Source organism: Streptomyces sp. NPDC059906 (assembly GCF_042730645.1).
Lineage (GTDB): Bacteria > Actinomycetota > Actinomycetes > Streptomycetales > Streptomycetaceae > Streptomyces > Streptomyces rubrogriseus.
Map to the genome: position 1 here is coordinate 396,060 of NZ_JBHWKU010000002.1, position 20,584 is coordinate 416,643.

Annotated in this window: 16 protein-coding genes; 8 read left to right on the plus strand and 8 right to left on the minus strand. The window is 75.1% G+C overall.

From position 1 onward, the window contains the following. Positions 1 to 289: 289 nt before the first annotated feature. The 4 genes from ACFV9J_RS04780 to ACFV9J_RS04795 all read left to right on the plus strand — a co-directional run bounded on the left by ACFV9J_RS04780 (position 290) and on the right by ACFV9J_RS04795 (position 7,654). On the plus strand, positions 290 to 2,941 hold the full coding sequence (locus ACFV9J_RS04780; protein ID WP_385349828.1) for a CocE/NonD family hydrolase: 2,652 nt from the start codon (positions 290 to 292) through the stop codon (positions 2,939 to 2,941). Beyond that, complete coding sequence (locus tag ACFV9J_RS04785; protein WP_385349830.1) at positions 2,938 to 3,837, plus strand: ABC transporter permease; 900 nt, start codon at positions 2,938 to 2,940, stop codon at positions 3,835 to 3,837. The genes ACFV9J_RS04780 and ACFV9J_RS04785 overlap by 4 nt, the downstream gene beginning before the upstream one ends. A 168-nt stretch (positions 3,838 to 4,005) precedes the next feature. Further along, positions 4,006 to 5,595 carry a von Willebrand factor type A domain-containing protein gene (locus ACFV9J_RS04790; RefSeq protein WP_385349833.1) on the plus strand — a complete coding sequence of 530 codons (1,590 nt, stop codon included), beginning with the start codon at positions 4,006 to 4,008 and terminating at the stop codon, positions 5,593 to 5,595. Between the two features lie 130 nt (positions 5,596 to 5,725). Continuing rightward, positions 5,726 to 7,654 carry an AMP-dependent synthetase/ligase gene (locus ACFV9J_RS04795; RefSeq protein ID WP_385349836.1) on the plus strand — a complete coding sequence of 643 codons (1,929 nt, stop codon included), beginning with the start codon at positions 5,726 to 5,728 and terminating at the stop codon, positions 7,652 to 7,654. A gap of 102 nt (positions 7,655 to 7,756) precedes the next feature. On the opposite strand, the gene rdlB is transcribed toward ACFV9J_RS04795, so the two are convergent. Then, a complete protein-coding gene (gene rdlB / locus ACFV9J_RS04800) occupies positions 7,757 to 8,149 on the minus strand; it encodes a rodlin RdlB (protein WP_164271876.1) in 393 nt (130 codons plus the stop codon). Positions 8,150 to 8,410: 261 nt separating this feature from the next. Here rdlB and rdlA point away from each other — a divergent pair, with 261 nt between their 5' ends. The 3 genes from rdlA (at position 8,411) to chpA (ending at position 10,286) form a co-directional block, all read left to right on the plus strand. After that, entirely contained in the window at positions 8,411 to 8,806 is a 396-nt protein-coding gene (gene rdlA / locus ACFV9J_RS04805) for a rodlin RdlA (protein WP_385349839.1), read from the plus strand. Positions 8,807 to 9,093: 287 nt separating this feature from the next. Continuing rightward, positions 9,094 to 9,321, plus strand: coding sequence for a chaplin ChpD (gene chpD, locus ACFV9J_RS04810; protein ID WP_302180929.1), 228 nt, complete (start codon positions 9,094 to 9,096; stop codon positions 9,319 to 9,321). Between the two features lie 155 nt (positions 9,322 to 9,476). Next, positions 9,477 to 10,286, plus strand: coding sequence for an LAXTG-anchored chaplin ChpA (gene chpA, locus ACFV9J_RS04815; protein ID WP_385349842.1), 810 nt, complete (start codon positions 9,477 to 9,479; stop codon positions 10,284 to 10,286). An 87-nt stretch (positions 10,287 to 10,373) separates the two neighbouring features. Here chpA and ACFV9J_RS04820 read toward each other — a convergent pair whose 3' ends face one another. After that, complete coding sequence (locus ACFV9J_RS04820; RefSeq protein ID WP_385349844.1) at positions 10,374 to 11,684, minus strand: ATP-grasp domain-containing protein; 1,311 nt, start codon at positions 11,682 to 11,684, stop codon at positions 10,374 to 10,376. A 155-nt stretch (positions 11,685 to 11,839) separates the two neighbouring features. Here ACFV9J_RS04820 and ACFV9J_RS04825 point away from each other — a divergent pair, with 155 nt between their 5' ends. Continuing rightward, positions 11,840 to 13,108: a glycoside hydrolase family 26 protein gene (locus ACFV9J_RS04825; RefSeq protein WP_385349847.1), complete on the plus strand. Its 1,269-nt coding sequence runs from the start codon at positions 11,840 to 11,842 to the stop codon at positions 13,106 to 13,108. A gap of 37 nt (positions 13,109 to 13,145) precedes the next feature. On the opposite strand, the gene ACFV9J_RS04830 is transcribed toward ACFV9J_RS04825, so the two are convergent. From ACFV9J_RS04830 to ACFV9J_RS04855, 6 genes are all read right to left on the minus strand, one after another. Beyond that, positions 13,146 to 14,294 carry a GNAT family N-acetyltransferase gene (locus tag ACFV9J_RS04830; RefSeq protein WP_385349850.1) on the minus strand — a complete coding sequence of 383 codons (1,149 nt, stop codon included), beginning with the start codon at positions 14,292 to 14,294 and terminating at the stop codon, positions 13,146 to 13,148. Beyond that, positions 14,291 to 15,010, minus strand: a complete 720-nt coding sequence (locus ACFV9J_RS04835; RefSeq protein WP_385349853.1) for a lipopolysaccharide biosynthesis protein — start codon at positions 15,008 to 15,010, stop codon at positions 14,291 to 14,293. Before ACFV9J_RS04835 ends, ACFV9J_RS04830 begins: the two co-directional genes overlap by 4 nt. Next, the gene (locus tag ACFV9J_RS04840; protein WP_385350110.1) at positions 15,007 to 16,209 is read right to left on the minus strand and encodes a glycosyltransferase; all 1,203 of its coding nucleotides are present in this window, start codon (positions 16,207 to 16,209) and stop codon (positions 15,007 to 15,009) included. The genes ACFV9J_RS04835 and ACFV9J_RS04840 overlap by 4 nt, the downstream gene beginning before the upstream one ends. A 10-nt stretch (positions 16,210 to 16,219) precedes the next feature. After that, positions 16,220 to 16,909, minus strand: coding sequence for a polysaccharide deacetylase family protein (locus ACFV9J_RS04845; protein WP_385349856.1), 690 nt, complete (start codon positions 16,907 to 16,909; stop codon positions 16,220 to 16,222). Between the two features lie 31 nt (positions 16,910 to 16,940). After that, positions 16,941 to 18,566, minus strand: coding sequence for a murein biosynthesis integral membrane protein MurJ (gene murJ / locus ACFV9J_RS04850; protein WP_385350113.1), 1,626 nt, complete (start codon positions 18,564 to 18,566; stop codon positions 16,941 to 16,943). A gap of 695 nt (positions 18,567 to 19,261) precedes the next feature. Next, entirely contained in the window at positions 19,262 to 20,584 is a 1,323-nt protein-coding gene (locus ACFV9J_RS04855; protein ID WP_385349858.1) for an O-antigen ligase family protein, read from the minus strand.

Here is a 20,584-nt window from a genome sequence, read left to right on the forward strand (position 1 = left end):
GCCGGGCCGGGACCGCCCGCTGGGCGTGACGGCTCACCGGCCGGGACCGCTCACCGGCCGGGACGGCCCGCAGGGCCGTGACGGCAGCCCGGCAGCCCGGCAGCCCGGCAGCCCGGCAGCCCGGCAGCCCGGGTGCCCGGCAGTCCGCCGGACTCTGACCGGCCCGCCGGGCTCCGCCCGGCCTACCGCGCCCGTGGTACGCGGGAGCGGCCCCGTACTTCCGTGGGAGGGCCGCCGGTTCAGCCCCGGGGCGGCCCCCGTTGTCGGCGGCGGACCGTACCGTTGACCCATGGATCTTCGACTGCCCCGCGTGCGAGGGCTGCTACGGGGGCCGCGGCGGATGCTCTCCGCCGCGGCCGCCGTCGTCGTGCTCGCCGGCGCCGGGACGTGGACGGCCGTCGCCGGTGACGACCCGGCCCCGGTGCGCCGTGCCGACCGGGTCGTGGCGGTGGGCGACGGCGTGCGCCTGGACACCTCGTACTTCACGGCGGGCTCCGGCGGCCGCCGCCCGGCCGTCCTGCTCGCGCACGGCTTCGGCGGCAGCAAGGACGACGTACGGGAGCAGGCCGAGGACCTCGCCCGGGACGGGTACGCGGTCCTCACCTGGTCGGCGCGCGGCTTCGGCCGGTCCACCGGGAAGATCGGGCTGAACGCGCCGGACGGTGAGGTCGCCGACGTGTCCCGGCTGATCGACTGGCTCGCGGAGCAGCCCCAGGTCGAGCTGGACAAGGACGGCGACCCCCGCGTGGGCATCGCGGGCGGCTCCTACGGCGGCGCCGTCGCGCTGCTCGCCGCCGGGCACGACACCCGGGTGGACGCCGTCGCCCCCGCCATCACGTACTGGAACCTGGCGGACGCCCTGTTCCCGAACGGCGTCTTCAAGAAGCTGTGGGCCGGCATCTTCGTCAACTCCGGCGGCGGCTGCGACCGGTTCGAGGCGGACCTGTGCCGCATGTACCAGCGGGTCGCCGAGTCCGGCACGCCCGACGCCGAGGCGGTGAAGCTCCTCAAGGAGCGCAGCCCGCAGGCGGTGGGCGAGCGGATCAAGGTGCCCACCCTGCTCGTGCAGGGCCAGACCGACTCCCTCTTCCCGCTCGGCCAGGCCGACGCCGCGGCGAAGGCGATCCGGGCGAACGGCGCCCCCGTGGACGTCGACTGGATCGCGGGCGGCCACGACGGCGGCGACCTGGAGACCGACCGCGTCCAGGCCCGCATCGACGACTGGTTCGACCGTTACCTGAAGGACGACAAGGCCGCCGACACCGGTCCCGCCTTCCGCGTCACCCGCACCGGAGGCGTCGACTCCACCGACGGACAGGCCCAGTTGCGCGGCGCGAGCGCCGACCAGTACCCGGGCCTGACGAACGGACAGCGCTCCGTGCCCCTGCGCGGCCGGGAGCAGCGCGTCGACAACCCGGCCGGGGCCAACCCGCCCGCCGTCTCCGCCCTGCCCGGCATCGGCGGCGCCGGAGGTCTCTCCCAGCTCTCCTCGCTCGGCGTCGGCGTCTCCCTGGACTTCCCCGGCCAGTACGCCGCGTTCGAGTCCGCCCCGGTCGGCGACGACCTGCGGATCACCGGCTCGCCGACGGCCACCGTCCACGTCCGCTCCACCACCGAGGACGCCGTCCTGTTCGCCAAGGTGTACGACGTCGGCCCCGGCGGCACCGCACCCGTACTGCCCTCGCAGTTGGTGACCCCCGTGCGCGTCGAGGACGCCAAGGCGGGCAAGGACGTCACGCTCACCCTCCCGGCGATCGACCACGAGGTGGAGAAGGGCCACCGCCTGCGCCTGGTCCTCGCCTCCACCGACCTCGGCTACGCCTCCCCGGCCGCCCCGGCGACGTACACCGTCTCCCTCGACGGTGACCTGAAGGTGCCCACCGCCCCCGGCGTCACGACCGCCGCCGCCCCGCTGCCCGCCTGGGTGTGGTGGCTGCCCCTGGCCGGTGCCGCCGTGGCCCTGGTCCTGCTGTGGACGGGCCGCCGCCGTACCGCCGCGCCCGCCCCCGACCCGGCGCTGGCCGACGTGCCCCTGCAGATCACCGGCCTCGGCAAGCGCTACGCCGGGTCCGCCGAGCGGTACGCGGTGCGGGAGCTGTCCTTCCGCGTGGAGAAGGGGCAGGTGCTCGGCCTGCTCGGGCCCAACGGCGCGGGCAAGACGACCACTCTGCGGATGCTGATGGGCCTGATCAAGCCGGACGACGGCGAGATCCGGGTCTTCGGCCACGCCATCCGGCCCGGCGCCCCGGTGCTGTCCCGGGTCGGCGCCTTCGTCGAGGGCGCGGGCTTCCTGCCGCACCTGTCCGGCCGGGAGAACCTGGAGCTGTACTGGCGGGCGACCGGCCGCCCGCCCGAGGACGCCCACCTCGACGAGGCCCTGGAGATCGCCGGGCTCGGCGACGCGCTCGCCCGCGCGGTGCGCACCTACTCCCAGGGCATGCGCCAGCGGCTCGCCATCGCCCAGGCCATGCTCGGCCTGCCCGACCTGCTCATCCTCGACGAGCCGACCAACGGCCTGGACCCGCCGCAGATCCGCGAGATGCGCGAGGTGATGATCCGCTACGCGGCGGCCGGCCGCACCGTGATCGTCTCCAGCCACCTGCTGGCCGAGGTCGAGCAGTCCTGCACCCACCTCGTGGTCATGGACCGGGGCCGGCTGGTCCAGGCCGGCCCGGTCGCCGAGATCATCGGCTCCGGCGACACCCTCCTCGTCGGCACCGGCCTGCCCGTGGACGAGCCGCTGGTGGACAAGGTCGCCGCCCTGCCCGGCGTCGCCTCGGTCGTGCACACCGACGACGGGCTCCTGGTCCGCCTCGACCCCGGCGGCACCGCGCCCGTCCTGGTCGCCGAACTGGTCCGGCTGGAGATCCCGGTGGCGTCGGTCGGCCCGCACCGCCGCCTGGAGGACGCCTTCCTCACCCTGATCGGAGGTTCCGCATGAGCACGCCCACCAAGCCGGCCACGACCGGACCCGCGCCCGAACCGGCGCCGGCGTCCGACTCCGCGTACGGCTACCGGGCGGGCCGCACGCTGCCCCTGCGGGTGGAGCTGGTGCGCCAGCTCAAGCGGCGCCGCACCCTGGTCATGGGCGCGATCCTCGCCGTGCTGCCGTTCGTGCTCGTCGTCGCCTTCGCGATCGGCGGCGAGCCGGAGGGCCCGGGCGACCGCATCACCCTGATGGACACCGCCACCGCCTCCGGCGCCAACTTCGCCGCCGTCAACCTCTTCGTGTCGGCGGGCTTCCTGCTGGTCGTCCCGGTCGCCCTGTTCTGCGGGGACACCGTGGCCTCCGAGGCGAGCTGGTCCTCCCTGCGCTACCTGCTCGCCGCGCCGGTGCCGCGCGCCCGGCTGCTCGCGTCCAAGCTGGCCGTCGGGCTCGGGCTGAGCCTGGCCGCGATGGTGCTGCTGCCGCTGGTGGCGCTGGCCGTGGGCACGGTCGCCTACGGCTGGGGGCCGCTGGCCATCCCCACCGGCGGTTCGCTCGCCCCGGGCACGGCCGCCCAGCGCCTGGTGGTGGTCGTCGCGTACATCTTCGTGTCCCAACTGGTCACCGCCGCGCTCGCGTTCTGGCTGTCCACCCGGACCGACGCCCCGCTCGGCGCGGTCGGCGGCGCCGTCGGTCTCACCATCGTCGGCAACGTCCTGGACGCGGTGACCGCGCTCGGCCACTGGCGCGACTTCCTGCCCGCGCACTGGCAGTTCGCCTGGGCGGACGCCGTCCAGCCGAACCCCGAGTGGTCGGGCATGATCCAGGGTACGGCGGTCTCGGTCACGTACGCGCTGGTGCTGTTCGCCCTGGCCTTCCGCGGTTTCGCCCGCAAGGACATCGTGTCGTAGGTCAGTCGTAGGTCAGTCGTAGGTCAACGGAGGAGCACCCACCGGTCTCGGGAGCCCGCCCCGTGCCCGCTTCGAGACACAGCCGTAACACCCCGAGCCGCACGTTTCGCCCCGCCGCCCCGTCACAGTCACGTACACCGGCGCCGAACAAGCACAGGGGGACGGACGATGAACCGGTACGGGACCGACGGGAAGCGGGGGCGGCGCGGCGCGACCGCGCTGCTCGCGCTCACCCTGGCGGGCGGGCTGCTGCTCACCGGCTGCGGGGGGACGGACGACGCGTCGAACGGGGCGAAGGACACCGCGGCCGACTCGCGGGGCGGCTCGGGCCCGATGCCCGTACCCGACCGCCCGCGCGGCGAGGGCGAGCAGCGCTACGACGGCGGCACGAGCGCCGGCGAGGGGGAGAAGAACGGCGACTCCCGCGAGATCGCGCCCGACCCCGACTACCTCTCCACCTTCGCCCTCGACGTCGACACCGCCTCCTACGGCTACGCCCGCCGCACCCTGTCCGAGGGCCGGCTGCCCGACCCTTCCACGGTCCGCCCCGAGGAGTTCGTCAACAGCTTCCGCCAGGACTACGAGCGCCCGGACGGCGACGGCTTCTCGGTGACCGTGGACGGTGCCCGCACCGACGACGAGGACTGGTCGCTGGTCCGCGTCGGCCTCGCCACCCGCCCCGCCGAGCGGCAGAGCGAACGCCCGCCGGCCGCCCTGACCTTCGTCATCGACGTCTCCGGCTCCATGGGCGAACCCGGCCGCCTCGACCTCGCCCAGGAGGCCCTCGGCACCATGACCGACCGGCTGCGCGACGACGACTCGGTGGCGATCGTCACCTTCAGCGACGAGGCCGAGACCGTCCTGCCCATGACCCGGCTCGGCGACCACCGCGGCCGCGTGCACGACGCGATCGACGGCCTGGAGCCGACCGACTCCACCAACCTCGGCGCGGGCATGGAGACCGGCTACGAGACCGCCGTCGAGGGCCGCCGCGAGGGTGTCACCAACCGCGTCGTCCTCGTTTCCGACGCCCTCGCCAACACCGGCGACACCGACGCGGACACCATCCTCGAACGCATCGCCGCCGAGCGCCGCGAACACGGCATCACCCTCTTCGGCGTCGGCGTCGGCAGCGACTACGGCGACGCCCTGATGGAACGCCTCGCCGACAAGGGCGACGGCCACACCACGTACGTCTCCACCAGCGAGGACGCCCGTGAGGTCTTCAGCGAGCAGCTCCCGCGCCACATCGAGCTGACCGCGCGCGACGCCAAGGCCCAGGTGGCCTTCGACCCGGAGACCGTCGCCGAGTTCCGCCTGGTCGGCTACGACAACCGCCAGGTCGCCGACGAGGACTTCCGCGACGACCGCGTCGACGGCGGCGAGGTCGGCCCCGGCCACACGGTCACCGCGCTCTACGCCGTCCGCACCAGGCCCGGCGCCGACGGCCACCTCGCCACGGCCACCGTCCGCTGGCTCGACCCCGACAGCCGCACCCCGCACGAGGAGTCCGGCGACGTGGAGAGCGACGCCCTCGACGACTCCGTCTGGGAGTCGGACCGCGGGCTGCGGGTCACGGCGACCGCGGCCTACTTCGCCGACGCGCTCCGGTCCCCGGGCGGCGACGGCGGTTCCCTGCCGGGCGCACCGGGCCTGTCCGAACTCTCCGAGCGGGCCGACGGCCTGGCGGACCGCACGGAGAACGAGGATCTGCGCGAACTGGCCGAGGCGATCGAGGACGCCGACCGGCTGGCCTGACCCGCGGGGTGGGTGTGCCCATTGACGTTTCCTTACGCGTGAGTAAGTTTACTCCCAAGTAAGTTCGTAGGTGAGTTCGCAGCCGAGCACACGCGACAGCGCAGCAGTCCGACCGCGACCGGGAGCCGTCATGGGCGTACGCAGGGACCTGAAACGGGCGAGAGAGAGCGGCAACCTGGCGTCCCGCACCAGGACCGAGACCGTCAGGGACGCGGACGGCACCGTCCGCGAGGCCCGCACTGCCGCCCTCGCGTCCCGCCCCGCCACGGGCAGCACCGCCGACATCCCGTTCACCAACGCCGCCGAGGCCCCCGGCGCCGTCGTCCTGCGCCGCGAGGTGGACGGCGCCTGGCGGCCCGTCACCGCCGAGACGTTCGCCCGCGAGGTCACCGCCGTGGCCAAGGGGCTGATCGCCGCCGGCCTGGAACCGGGCGGCCGGGTCGCCGTCATGTCCCGCACCCGCTACGAGTGGACGGTCCTGGACTTCGCGATCTGGGCGGCCGGCGGCCAGACCGTCCCGGTGTACGCCACCTCCTCGGCCGACCAGGTCGAGTGGATCGTCCGCGACTCCGGCGCCCGGTACGCCGTCACCGAGACCGCCGCCAACACCGCCACCGTCCGGGCCGGTACCGCCGGCCACCCCGAGCGCCCGCGCCTCTGGGAACTCGACGCCGGCGCGCTCGCCGACCTCACCGCCCTCGGCCGGGGGGTGAGCGACGAAGAGGTCACCAAGCGCCGCACCGCCCTCACCCCGGACACGGTCGCCACCGTCTGCTACACCTCCGGCACCACCGGCCGCCCCAAGGGCTGCGTCCTCACCCACGCCAATCTGCACGCCGAGGCCGCCAACACCGTCGAGCTGCTGCACCCGATCTTCAAGGAGGTCACCGGCCAGAGGGCCTCGACCCTCCTCTTCCTCCCCCTCGCCCACATCCTGGGCCGCACCATCCAGATCTCCTGCCTGCTGGCCCGCATCGAGATCGGCCACTTCCCGAGCATCAGACCGGACGAACTGCGCCCCGCGCTCAAGTCGTTCCGCCCGACCTTCCTGGTCGGCGTCCCGTACCTGTTCGAGAAGATCCACGACACCGGCCGGGCGACCGCCGAGAGGATCGGCCGCGGCGCCTCCTTCGAACGCGCCCACCGCCTCGCCGTCCGCTTCGGCGCCGCCCACCTGGACCGCTTCCTCGGCCGCGGCAAGGGCCCCACCCCCGGCCTGTGGGCCGGCTGGGCGCTGTACGACCTGCTGGTCTACCGCCGGGTGCGCAGGGAACTGGGCGGCCGGATGCGCTACGCCATCAGCGGCGGCTCCCCGCTGGAGAGCGAACTCAACCTGTTCTTCTACGCCGCCGGAATCATGATCTACGAGGGCTACGGCCTGACCGAGACCACCGCGGCCGCCACCATCGTCCCGCCGCTGGGCCCCCGCCCCGGCACCGTCGGCCCGCCGGTCCCCGGCACCGCCGTGCGCCTCGCGGACGACGGCGAGGTGCTCGTCAAGGGCGGCATCGTCTTCGGCGCCTACCGGGGCAACCCCGAGGCCACCGACGCGGCCCTCACCGACGGCTGGTTCGCCACCGGCGACCTCGGCTCCCTCGACGCCGACGGCTACCTCACCATCACCGGCCGCAAGAAGGACCTCCTGGTCACCTCCGGCGGCAAGAACGTCTCCCCGGCCGTCCTGGAGGACCGCCTGCGCAGCCGCCCACCCGTCGCCCAGTGCCTGGTCGTCGGCGACAACCGGCCCTTCGTCGCCGCCCTGATCACCCTGGACCCGGACGCCGTCGCCCACTGGCTGGCGGTGCGCGGGCTGCCCGCGCAGACGCCGATGTCCGAGGTCGTACGGGACGAAAGGATGCGGGCGGACGTCCAGAAGGCCGTGGACCACGCCAACGCGGCCGTCTCCCGGGCCGAGTCGATCCGCGCCTTCCGGCTGGTCGAGGGCGAGTTCACCGAGGAGAACGGCCTGCTCACCCCGTCCCTGAAGGTGAAGCGGCACGCGGCCGTCGCGGCGTACGCGGACGACATCGAAGCGCTGTACGCCACGCCGGGCCGCTGACGCGCGTCCCGGCATCCCGGCGTCCCGGCGTCCCCGGGCATGCGGAAGGGCGGGCCGCCGATGTGCTCGGCGGCCCGCCCGGGGCGATGCCGGCCCTCGCCGTCAGCCCTCGCCGTTGGAGGACAGGATCGAGACGTCCTCCAGGAGGTGGGCCAGCGCACCGTCGCGCTTGGCCTGCGTCGAGTTCTCGGCGCACTGCTGGTTCATGTCGTCGCCCAGGACGTTGAGGTCCTGGATCGGCACGAGACCGATGACACTGACCGGGATGTCGCTGACCGCGATGCACGGCTTGTTGAACGAGCCCTGGATGAGCGCCATCTGCGGGCTCATGTTGCCCGTGGTCATCGAGTTGCCGAAGTACTGCGAGGCGCCGTTCCCGTTGGCCGAGACGGGCCCGCTGTCGTCGCCGATCGCCATCGCCTGCGGGGCCGCGGCAGCGGAGGCACCCATGACGGAGGCGGCGATCGCCGCGTAGGCAACTACCTTCTTGATCACTGGCCAGTCCTTTCTGAGGAAACCCCGTCCACCGGAGCTCACTGGTCAACTCCGTGGGTCCGGCCGGGTTTCTCCCGTTCACTCCGTCGGCGGACAACGGGAAATGTGTACGGGTCCGCGTTTCCCCCGGGATTCCGGGGATTTTTGCGGCGTTTTTGAGATCCCGTGCGGGCCAACCGGGTGAACGCCCGCAACCAATCATCGCCCACCGGGTTGATGAGGCCGTAGGACAGTGCGTCGCTACGACGAAAGGAACGCGAAGTGCTCAAGAAGGCAATGGTCGCCGCGGCGGCTGCCGCTTCTGTGATCGGCATGTCGGCTGCCGCCGCTCCCCAGGCCCTGGCCATCGGGGACGACAACGGGCCGGCCGTGGCCAACGGCAACGGCGCCACCTCGGCGTTCGGCAACTCGGCCACCGACGGCGACATGAGCCCCCAGCTCTCGCTGGTCGAGGGCACGCTGAACAAGCCGTGCCTCGGTGTCGAGGACGTCAACGTCGCCGTCATCAACCTCGTGCCGATCCAGGACATCAACGTCCTGGCGGACGACCTGAACCAGCAGTGCGCGGACAACTCCACGCAGGCCAAGCGTGACGGCGCCGTGTCGCACGTCCTGGAGGACCTGTCGGTGCTGTCGGCGAACGGCGAGGGCCGCTGAGCCCAGCCCAGCCCGGTACGGGCGGCCCGCTGACTTCCGCGTGGGCCGCCCGGCCGTGAACGGGACGGGATTTCGCCGGGGAGCGGATCGACGTCGTCGCTCTCCTGGGGGAACGGCCGGACCGGATCGTGAGGCATTTGAGTGAATTTCCGGGTGTCCCACGTTCGTCAGTTTCCCCGGCCGTCAATTCCTCGTTTGCAGGCTGCAGGTCATGGTGCGAGCCGTCAATGCTGTGCTCGCGCGGTTTCGGCCGTCATTCAGGCATGACCGCAGAGAAGGGAAAGTTCATGAAGAAGAGCGCTGCTGTCGTCGCGGGCGCGATCATGGCCCTCGGCATGGCCGCCCCGGCCTTCGCCGACGCCGGCGCCGAGGGTGCCGCCGTAGGCTCCCCGGGCGTCCTGTCCGGCAACGTCATCCAGGTTCCCGTGCACGTTCCCGTCAACGTGTGCGGCAACAGCATCAACGTGATCGGTCTGCTGAACCCCGCGTTCGGCAACACGTGCGTGAACGACTGACGTCGTTCCGTACCAGCCGACCGGCTGCGTCACGGCCGGCCTTGGCCAACTCGTTTGGTTCGGGGCCGGCTTTTCCCCTTTCTGCAGCCAGTCCCCCCGGAGCGTTCTCCGGTCATCTCTCATCTCTCATCTCTCCAAGCAGGAAGACAACCAGAGTGCGACAGACCCTGAGCAGGGGGATGGTCGCGGCTGCCGCCGCGACGGGCATCCTTTCCCTGTGCGGCAGCCCCGCCCTTGCCGACTCGCATGCGGACGGGGCCGCCACGAACTCCCCGGGCGCCGTGTCCGGCAACGCCCTCCAGCTCCCCGTCGACGTGCCCGTGAACGCCTGCGGCAACACCGTCGACGTGATCGCCGCCCTGAACCCGGCCTTCGGCAACGAGTGCGAGAACACCTCGGACGAGAAGACCGACGGCAACGGCGGCGGGTACGGCGAGGAAGCGTCGGACGCCTCGTCCTCGTCCTCTTCCTCTTCCTCCTCATCGTCCTCGACTTCGGCCTCGTCGTCCGGTTCCCACGCGGACGGCGCGACCGAGGGCTCGCCCGGCGTCGGCTCCGGCAACAACGCGCAGGTCCCGGTCGACGTACCGGTCAACCTCTGCGGCAACACCGTCGACGTCATCGCCGCGCTGAACCCGGTCTTCGGCAACAAGTGCGAGAACGACGCGGAGGAGCCCCCCGGCTACGGCGAGGAGGAGCCGCCGCCCCCCACCACGCCGCCCGGCTACGGCGAGGAGGAGCCCCCGCCGCCCACCCACGAGGAGCCGCCGCCGCCCTCGGGCGAAGAGGAGCCCCCGCCGCCGTCCGAGGAGGAGCACACCCCGCCGGCTCCCCAGACGGAGCAGCCGCCCGTCCTGGCCGAGACCGGCAGCGAGGGCACGCTGGGCGCCGCGGCCGCCGGTGCCGTGCTGATCGCGGGCGGAGCGATCCTGTACCGCAGGGGCCGGGCCCTCTCGGGCCGCTGAGCCCACCCCCGCTCGTCCCGTCGCCCCCGGCGGCCCTCCCACGGCCCGCCGGGGGCGATGTGCTGTCCGTCGTCGCGCCCGGGCACCTCAGTGGCGGCCGGCCCGGTCCTCCTCCGGGCGGTCGGAGACACCGGTGCGGTCCGCGGCGGGGGCGGAGCCCTGGCGTACGACGCGGGCGCGGGCCGGGGCCGCGGCGTCCGGCCGGGCAGCGCGCCCCCGAAGCGCGCGGTCCCGCAGCCGGGCGCTCACATGGCGGCCCCACAGGGCCCACAGCGCCCGGCCCGGCGCCCGGTCGTCCCGGGCGTGCCAGGCCAGCTCGCGCCCCCCGTGTCCCGCGCGGGCCGGACGCAGGGCGCTCAGCGGCGCGTAGTTCTCCACCACGAACGCCCGCCCCGGCCGCGGCGCCCCCTGCGGCAGCGGGCGGTGGGTCAGATCCAGGTGCAGGGCCCGTACGACGTCCAGTCCGGCGGTGTCGGCGAACAGCCGGAACTGGGCGCCGGGGCGCGGATTGAAGTCGAGCAGGTGATAGCGGCCCGTCGTGCCGCAGCGACGGAAGTCGAGGTCGAAGACGCCCCGGTAGCCCAGCTCCGCGGTGACCCGTTCGGCGAGCGCCTGGACCTGCGGGTTCGGCGTCCAGCGGCCCACCGCCGTCAGACCGGCGCCGCGCGGTCTGGCCCGCGTCTTGCGGCCGGGACCGCCCGCCCGGACCGCGCCCGAGCGGTCGGCGTAGCCGTGGAAGAACCAGTCCCGGTCGGCGCCCGGCGGCAGGAACGCCTGGAGCAGCAGCCGGCTGCCCGCCTCCTCGGCCCGCAGGTACAGCTCCCCGGCCTCCCGCGCCGAGCGCACCAGCACCGTGCTGCGCAGCCCGCCGCCCGGGGGCACCAGCCAGGGGCGGCTCCACTTCGCCACCACCGGCAGGCCCAGCCGCCACGCCGCCCGCGCCGCCTCCGCCGCGCCGTCCGGGACCAGCGTCTCGGGGTGCGGGACGTCCAGCGACGCGCACACACGGGCCAGTTCGGCCTTGTCGGCCACGCGTGCGGGCAGGTCCCCCGGCTGGTCCGGCAGCAGATACAAGGGGGCCAGCTCCGCCCGCGCCCGGGACACCGCGACGGCGCACGCGTCGTCCATCGGAATCAGCACGGCGGGGCGCGCGATCCGCGCGGCGACACGGCGCAGGGCCGCCGCGATCTCGGCGGGCGGCGCGCCGGGCGGCGGGGGAGTGTGCAGCCCGGTCACGTAGCGGGAGGCGCGGACGGGGCTGTCCGCGCAGTCGGCGACCACGTGCACGTCCACCCCCGCGCGGCCGAGCGAGCGCACGGCACCCAGCGTTCCGTGGTGAAAGGGATTCCGGTCGATCCGCAGCAGTACGGCGGGGACACGGGTGTCGAACAGCGACACGGGAGACTTCCTTCGTCTTCGGACCGGTTCTCGGACCGGTTCACCGGTGCGGGCGATCGGCGCACTCGAAAGCCGTAACGGCGGTGGCGTGATGGTGACTCATGTGACTGGGTGTCAGTAGGCAAGCGGAATTCACGGCGAGGAAAGGAGCCAGCATGCCCGTACGGCAGTCACGGAACCGGTCCAGGCGGCCGGCAGGCGTCGCGGCGGCGGTCGCGGCGGCGGCGCTGGTGGCCGCGGCGGGCTCCACGGCCGCCGCCGAACCGACCCCGCCGGCGCCCGCACCCGCGGCCCCGGCACACGGACCCGCGGCCCCGGCGCACGGAGCCCCGGCGAAGACACCCGCGTTCGGCGCCTACCTCGACTACGGCCCCCGCGGCGTGGCCCGGATGGCCGCGCTGAGTCACTGGCTGGGCGGCGCCGAACTCCGCGTCGGCCACACCTACCTGCCCGGCGACCGCTGGAGCAACATCGAGGGCGCCCCCGGCTTCCTCGACGTGTGGGCCGACTGGCGCACCCGCAAGGCCGACCGGATGCTCGTCCTCAACGTGCCCATGATGGAGCGCAACGAGGACCACGTCGACGACGACGAGGTGCGCGACCTGCTGCGCCAGGGCGCCGCCGGACGCTTCGACCACCACTTCCGCGCCCTCGCCGAACGCCTGGTCGCCCTCAAGGTGCCGGACACGGTCCTGGTGCTCGGCTGGGAGATGAACGGCACCACCTACACCCACCGCTGCGGACCGGACCCCGAGGCGTGGAAGACGTACTGGAACCGGATCGTCACCACCATGCGCGCGGTGCCCGGGCAGAAGTTCCGGTTCGACTTCGCGCCGAGCCGCGGCCGGGACGCCGTGCCCTGGACGCGGTGCTATCCCGGCGACGCCACCGTCGACATCATCGGCATGGACTCCTACGACCAGCCGCGCGGCATGTCCTTCGACGAACAGGTGAAGGAGCCGTACGGGCTCCAGGCGCACGTGGACTTCGCGAAGGCGCACGGCAAGCCCGTCTCCTACCCGGAATGGGGACTGTTCCGCAACGGCGACAACGCCGCCTACATGCGGCGCATGCTCGCCTGGATGGACGAGCACAAGCCCGTGTACAACACGGTCACCGACTACTGCCCGCACGGCGTGTGGCAGTGCGACGACAATCCCCGCTCCACGGCCGTCTACCGGTCCGTGCTCTTCGGCCGCAGCGACGAGGTCGAGCCGACGGCCCCGACACCCCCGGAGCCCACCACTCCCACCCCGCCCACCACTCCCACCGCGCCGCCCGTGCCCCCGGTGCCGTCCACCGTGCCCGAGCCCCCGGCCAGCTGCTCGCCGCTGGAGCTGGGCGACTGGGTCGAGTACTGGCTCGGCGGGAAGCTGTGCATGCGCCTGGACTGGTACGCGCGGGACAAGCAGCGGAACAAGTAGCGGCGGGCGGAGGGTGCCGCGGTGGCGGCCGGCCCGGTCAGCTGCCGCCACCGTCGCGCTCCCTCCGCTCGGCCCGCCGCCGCAGCAGCTCCTTGCCCCGCCGTCGGGCGGCGGCGTCGGCCAGCGCCGCCGCCAGCAGCGGGGCCGTGCGCCGGCGGGCCAGCAGCAGCCGCTGGTTCGGCACCGGCCGCGGGCGCCAGTGGTGCTTGTACGGCTCGTTGCCGCGCAGCAGGCTCAGCGTGGAGCGCCCCGGGGCACGGGCGTACTCGGCGCAGGTGTCCAGCAGCATCACCGCCACGTCCGCCTTCCGCTCCCGCAGCCGGGGATGCGCGCCGTACAGATAGCCCCCGGCCGACCGGTGGGCCAGCAGCGTCACGTCCACGGCCACCACCTCGTCGGCCATCCGGAACTCGGTGACCACCGCGTCCCCGGACCGCACCATCGGCCCCACCGCCCCCACCAGGTGCTCGCGGAAGCGGGTCCGCAGGTGCTCGCCGGTCACCTTGCGCCCCCGCCACTGCAACCGGTGCAGGTCGAGGAGCCGGTGCAGTGCCGCCTCCGTCTCGTCGGGCAGCACGGGACGGCCCTTGACGCCGAGCGCGTCCAGGCGGCGCAGCTGGGCGCGGACCCGCTGCCTGGCCTTGGCCGAGGGCAGCCGGGCGACCAGCTCGTCCATCGGGAGGGCGGGCAGCTCCAGGCAGAGCGAGTCCGCGAGCCGTTGCCGGGGCCCGTGCCAGTGCGCGTAGAGCCGTTCGGCGGCGGCACCCGGCCGTACCTCGCGCAGGTCGACCAGCGCGGTGCGGGCCGCCGCCGCGAGGCCCGCGGCGAGCGCGGCCACCGCCTGCGGGCCGCGCTCGTCGTCCAGCAGGACGTCCCCGTAGTCCGAGATCGCCCCGCCCAGCGGCACCAGCGCCGGAACCGGGCGCCGTACGAGCGTCAGTGGCGCCGCGCCGACCAGTTCGCCGCCCTCGCGGGCCAGCACCAGCCGCAGCCGCCCGGCCGAACCGTACGAACGCCACCAGGAGAGCAGCCAGGCGTGGCTCTGGAACGGGGTCGCGGCGGCGCACCGGCCGTACAGCCGCCGCCACTGCGTGGCCAGCTCGGCGAAGGCGCCCTCGTCGGTGACCAGTTCGAGGGTGTGACCGGGCGGGAGCGGGCCCGGGTGCGGCGGCCTGCGGTGCGTCACAGCTGTCCGCGGACGTCGGCCGCCGGCGCCGGTCCGGGTACGGGCGCCGCCGCGCGGCCGGGCCCCCGAGCGGCGCGGCGCGGCCGGACCAGCAGGGCCAGCCCGCCGAGGAGTCCGCCCGCGCTCGCGCCCACCAGGCCCGTCACGGCGGCGGACGCCGAGGACGGCTCGGTGGGCTCGGTGGCCCGGGCGAACTGCCGCAGCTCCACGTGGGTGTCGGCGGCGGAGTCCGCCGCGTGCCGGGTCAGGGCGCGGGCGACGGCGTTGGCCATGTCGGCGGCCTCCTCCGGGTCGGCGGAGGTGGCCGTCACCGAGACCATCGGCGCGTCCGGCGAGGTCGCGGTGCGCACGCTCCGCTCCAGGGTCGCCACCGGCACGTGGGCCCACATCTGGGCGTCCCCGAGCACCGCGAGCTGGGTGGCGACCCGGCCGTAGGCCTGCGCGAAGCCCAGCGCGGACGCCGGGTCGGACTGGTCGGCGGGGACGGCGACGACGTAACTCGTCGCCGTGTACCGCGGGGTGGCGACCAGGCCGTACCCGGCGCCGAGCAGCCCGCCGGCGAGGACGCCGGCCGCGAGCGGGGACCACGGCGGCAGGGAGCGCAGGCGGCGCGGGACCCGGCGCAGGGCGGCCCGGACACGGTGCGGGCGCGCGGGGGGTGCGGGCCCGTCGTCCGTCGCGGGTGCGGCCGGGGAGTGGGTGAGGGGCTCGGTCATGCGGAACTGACTCCCTGGGATGCCGGTGACGATGACGATGACGGTGACGGGGGCGGGGGCGGGGGCGGGGGCAGCGGTCGGGTGAGGGCGGTCGCGTACACGTCCATCAGCCGGGCGGCGCTGCGGGTGACGCAGTAGTGGCGGGCCGCCTCGGGCGCGGTGCGCATGCCGGGGACCGGACCGTGCAACGCGCGGGTCTCGGCCAGGGCGCGCGCGAACTCCGCGGCACCACCGGCGACCCGTCGTGCCGCGGGCGCCGCCTCGGGAGGCAGGTCCTCGATCGCCGGGCAGGAGGCGTACAGCACCGGCAGCCCCGACGCGAGCCCCTCCACGGCGGCCAGGCCGAAGGCCTCCTCCGGCGACGGCGACGCGAGGACGTCCATCGCGGCGGCGAGGGCGGGCAGGTCGGGGCCGGGGGAGCCGTCGGAGAGGCACGGGCGTTCGCCGGTGAGCAGGACACGGTCGGCGACCCCGGCCTCGCGGGCGGTGCGGCGCAGCAGGTGCTCCTGGGTGCCGCCGCCGACCAGCAGCAGCCAGCAGTCGGGCGGGAGCAGGGCCAGGGCGCGGACCAGGACGTCGAAGCGTTTGGCCGCCGCCAGCCGGCCGACGCCGCCGACGACGTACGCGCCCTCGGGCAGGCCGAGGCGGCGCCGGGTGCGCAGCCGCCGGACCGGGTCGAAGCGGAAGCGGGCCAGGTCGATGCCGTTGGGCACCACTTCGATGCGGGGCGCGGGCACCCCCCAGCGGCGCAGCCGGTCGGCGACGGTGGGGGAGACGGCGACCGTGGCGCTCCCCAGGCGCTCCCCGGCCAGGTACAGGGCGCGGACGCCCGGGGTGAGCGGGCGGCCCTCCATCTGGGAGTCGCCCAGGGAGTGTTCGGTGGCGACCACCGCCCGCACCCCGGCCAGCCGGGCGGCGATCCGGCCGTAGAGGCAGGCGCGGTAGAGGTGGGTGTGCACGAGGTCGTAGCCGCCGGTGCGGATGAGCCGGGCCAGGCGGGGCAGCGCGGCCAGGTCGCGGTTGCCGGTCATGCCGAGGTGGACGACGTGCACGCCGTCGGCCAGCAGCCCGTCGGCGACCGGGCCGGGGTTGGTGAGCGTCACCACGTCGCAGTCGACGGGCAGGTGACGCAGGAGCAGCCGCAGCTGCTGCTCGGCGCCGCCGACGCCGAGACCCGTGATGATGTGCAGGGCCTTCACGTCCGTCACCTCACACCCCCGCCGCGGCCCGGCGGCGCAGGCGGTGCAGCCGGGTCTTCAGCAACAGCCGTACGGGTGTGTCTCTCTGGCCCACGTGCACGCGCGGCAGGGCGTACGGGCCGGTCAGCGGGCCGGGGTCGATGGCGCAGGCGTAGGTGTAACCGGCGGCGCGCACGGCGTCGGCGGCGCGGGCGTCGACCGTGCCGTACGGATAGCAGAAGCCGGTGACCGGAGCGCCGGCCAGCTCCGAGAGCAGTGCTCTGCTCCCGGCGGTCTCGGCGCCCAGCACGGCGTCGTCCGCGGTGGTGAGGTCGACGTGCGTGAGGCCGTGCGAGCCGATCTCGACGCCCTCGGCGGCGGCCCGCCGGATGCCGTCGGCGGTCAGCAGTGGCTTGCGCGGGCCCAGCGGGTCCCAGGAGTTGACGCCGCCGAGCCGCCCCGGCAGCACGAAGAGGGTCGCCCCGCAGCCGTGGCGCCGCAGGCACGGCAGCGCGTGCTCGACGAAGTCGGCGTACCCGTCGTCGAAGGTCAGCCCCACCAGGTCCCGGCCGCCGCCCCGGGCGCGGGCGGCCAGCAGCTCGCCGACCGGCACGCCGCGCAGCCCGCGCCGCCGCAGCCAGCCCAGCTGCGCGTCCAGCCGGTCGGGCGTGACCGTGATGCGGTACGGGTCGTCCGAGCGGTCGCCGACGGAGTGGTACATCGCCACCCAGGGGACGGGGCCGGGGCGGGCGTCAACGGTCGGTGTCGCGGCAGGGGAACCGGAAGCGGAAACGGCCATGAGGGAGCCTTCGGGTTGGGAGCCTTCGGGTAGGGAGCCTTCGGGGAGGGAGCCTTCGGGTGACGGGGTGTAGGAGACGGGCGGGGCCCGGGTCCCGGACGCCCAGGGACAGGCAGAGGACGACGAAAACACCGGCGACGGTGGCGGCGCCGACGGCCAGCGGGAGGGCGGCCCGCGAAACGGCGGCACCGGCGTCGGTGACGCCCTCCGCCGCGAGCGCGCCCGCGCCGGTCGCCACGGCCGCCGCCAGCACGGGCCGGCCCAGGTCGCCCAGGACCCGCCGGACCCGCACCGGCACGCTGCGCGGGCCCATCCCGGCGAGCAGCAGGGCGGCGGTGACGGTGATGCCGGTGGCGTTGGCGGCGGCGATGCCGGTCACGCCCCACGGGCCGACCGCGGCGGCACCGACGGCGGCGGTGGCGGTGACACCGACGCCCATCGCGCCGAACGGGTACCAGGAGGCGCGGCCCGCGGAGAAGTAGGACCGGGCCAGCGCGCCCACCACGGTCTGGCCGAGCAGCCCGAGGGCGTACACGCGCATGACGCCCGCGGTCGCCGCCGTGTCCGCCGCCGTGAACGCGCCGCGCTGGAAGAGCAGTTGGACGATCTGCGGCGCGCAGGCCACGACGGTGGCCGCGCCGAGGAGCACCAGAGCGGCCGCCAGCGCCACGTCCCGCTCGACCCGGCCGCGGGCCCGTTCCGTGTCTCCGTCGGCCAGCGCGCGGGCGACCACCGGGAAGGTGACCGTGCACAGCATCAGCGACAGCGTCATGGGGATCTGGGCGACCTTCTGCGCGTAGTTCAGGTGCGAGATGGCGCCGGAGGGGAGCCCGGAGGCGAGGAAGCGCTCGATGAGCACCTGGGACTGGCGGCACAGAGCGAACAGCAGGACGGTGGCGAACAGGGCGAGGGCGAGGGGACGCGCGTCGTCACCGGTGCCCGGCGGCGGGCGCTCGCCGCCGCCCCGGCGGCGCAGTTGCCCGAGCAGCGACGGCACTTGCGCCACCACCATCAGGACACCGCCCACCGCGACCCCGACCGCCGCCGAGCGCACCCCCCAGCGCCCGCCCAGCACGAACATCGCCGTGACGATGCCGGTGTTGTAGGCGACGTAGATCGCCGCCGGTGCCAGGAACCGGCGGTGCGCCCGCAGCGCCGCGCTGCAGTACCCGGCGAGCCCGAAGCTGACGACGCAGGTGGCGGTGAGCCGGGTGCAGTCCACCGCGAGGGCCTGGTCGGGCAGCCCCGGTGCCAGGGCCCTGACCAGCACCGGCGCGGCCGCGGCGACCAGTGCGCCGGCGGCGGCGAAGGCCAGGGCCAGCCTGGGCAGCGTCGAGGCGACCAGCGCGCGGACCTGGTCGCCCGGGGCGCCCCGGGCGCGGCGGGCCAGCGCCAGGCTGAACATCGGGACCAGGGCGAAGGCCAGCCCGTCCTCGATGAGCAGCGTCGCCGCGAACTCCGGCACCGTCCACGCCACCAGGAAGGCGTCCGTCTCGCTGCCGGCCCCGAACAACCGGGCCAGCGCCTGGTCCCGCACCAGCCCGAGCACCGACCCGGCCACCGAGAGCACGGCCGTCACGAGGGCGGCGCGGGCGAGGAATCCCCCTGAGGACCGGCTCTCCTCGGCGGCGGCCCCGGTGTCGGGGGGCGGTGCGGTGGTGCGGGTGCGGGTGCGGGTGGCGGGGGTGGCGGTCCGGGCGACCGCCGGTGGCGTGTCGTCCCGGGCGCCGACGTGGGGTGGGTGGTCCGTGGTGGCTGCTGTGGCCGGGTTGCCTGCGGTGCCGGTGGCGGGCGCGGCGGTCCGGGCGACCGCCCGGGGCGCATCGTCCCGGGCGCCGACGTGCGGTGCGTGGTCCGCGGTGGCTGCTGTGGCTGTAGTGCCTGCGGTGTCCGAGGTGGCGGCTGTGGTGGCGATCCCCACTGCGGCGGCTGTGCCCGCTGTGCCCGCTGTGCCCACTGTGGCGGCTGTGGCCGCGGTGCTCACCGTGCCTGCGGTGCCTGCGGTGCCTGCGGTGCCCGCAGTGCTCACCGTGCTCACCGTGCCCACGGTGCCCGCCGTGCCCGCCGTGCCCGCCGTGCCCGCCGTGCCCACGGTGCCCGCCGTGCCCGCCGTGCCCACGGTGCCCGCCGTGCCCGCCGTGCCCACGGTGCCCGCCGTGCCCGCCGTGCCCGCCGTGCCCGCCGTGCCCGCGTCCGGGGCCGAGGTGCGGGTCGGTGGGACCGTGTTCCCGGCCGTACCGTCCGCGCCGCCCGTCCCTCTCGCCCCGTGCGCCGTCACCGCTCCGCCAGCTCCTGGGTCTGGAGGCCGAGCGCCCAGCAGGCAGCCAGCCCGAAGCAGACCGCCGTCAGTACGGTCGACGGCCCGCCGATGTCGGCGTACGCGAAGTCGGTCAGCTGCCACACCAGCAGCCCGCAGGCGACGAACGCGCAGTCCGGCACCGCCCCGTGTTCCCGGCGTGCGGCGCGCAGTCGGCGCAGGCCCAGCACGAGCAGCGCCAGCCAGCTCCCGGCGAGCGCCAGCAGCCCGGTCAGCCCCTGCTCGGCCAGCACCAGCAGATACATGTTGTGCGGGGACAGCAGCGGCTGCCTGCGGTACCCGGCACCCGCGCCGTCCGTCTCGCTGCCCGAGGACAGCGCCAGCGAGGCGTGCGCGTCGCGGTGTTCGGGGAAGCCCTTCAGCCCCACGCCGGTCAGCGGCCGTTCCCGCCACATCCCGGCCGCCGCCGCCCACATCGTGTACCGGTCGGTCACCGACTGGTCGGGGGCGTCCGTGACCCGCGTGATGCTGCCGACCCGTTCCTGGAGCATCGCCGTACCGACCCCGAAGCCGCCCACCAGCACCACCGCCGCCGCGACCGCGGCCGCCCCCACCGCCAGCGCCCTGCGCACCCCCGCGAGCAGCAGCTGCACCGCGCAGGTCACCGCCGTCGCGATCCACGCCCCGCGGCTGAACGACAGGGCGAGCGGCAGCAGCAGGACGAGCGCGCACCCGGCGGCGAACAGCCGTTGCCGCACCGGCGTCCGGCCCAGCGCAAGACCCACCGCGCAGACCATCCCCAGGGAGACCACGGTCGCCATCCCCATCACGTCCTGCGGCCCGAAGGTGCCCACGGCCCGGATCCGCTCGCCCTGGTAGGACGCGCCGGTCCCGGTCGCGTACTGGTGCACCCCGACCGCCCCCTGCCACAGGGCCAGCCCCACCATCGACCAGGTGAGCAGCCGTACGTCGGCCCGGTCGCGGACGAGCAGCAGGACGGCGGCCGGGACCAGGACGAAGACCTGGAGGTAGCGGCCGAGGCCCGCGAGTCCGGCCCCCGGCGACACGGCGCCCGCCGCGGCGACCGCGAGGCCGAGCACGGGCAGCCCGAGCACCACGGCCGCCGTACGGGACAGGGGGCGCCGCCGGTCCCGCACCAGCCGCAGCGCGCAGTACAGCACCGCCAGCGCGGAGACCGCGTCGGCCGGGTGCGCGCCGCCCCCGTCGTCCGGGGCGAGCGGCAGCGCGAGCAGCGCGACGACCGCGACCACGGCCAGCACGGGCGGCAGCCGCCGTACGCGCGCCGTCGGCGGCAGGGGCAGGGGCAGGGCGTGGGCCAC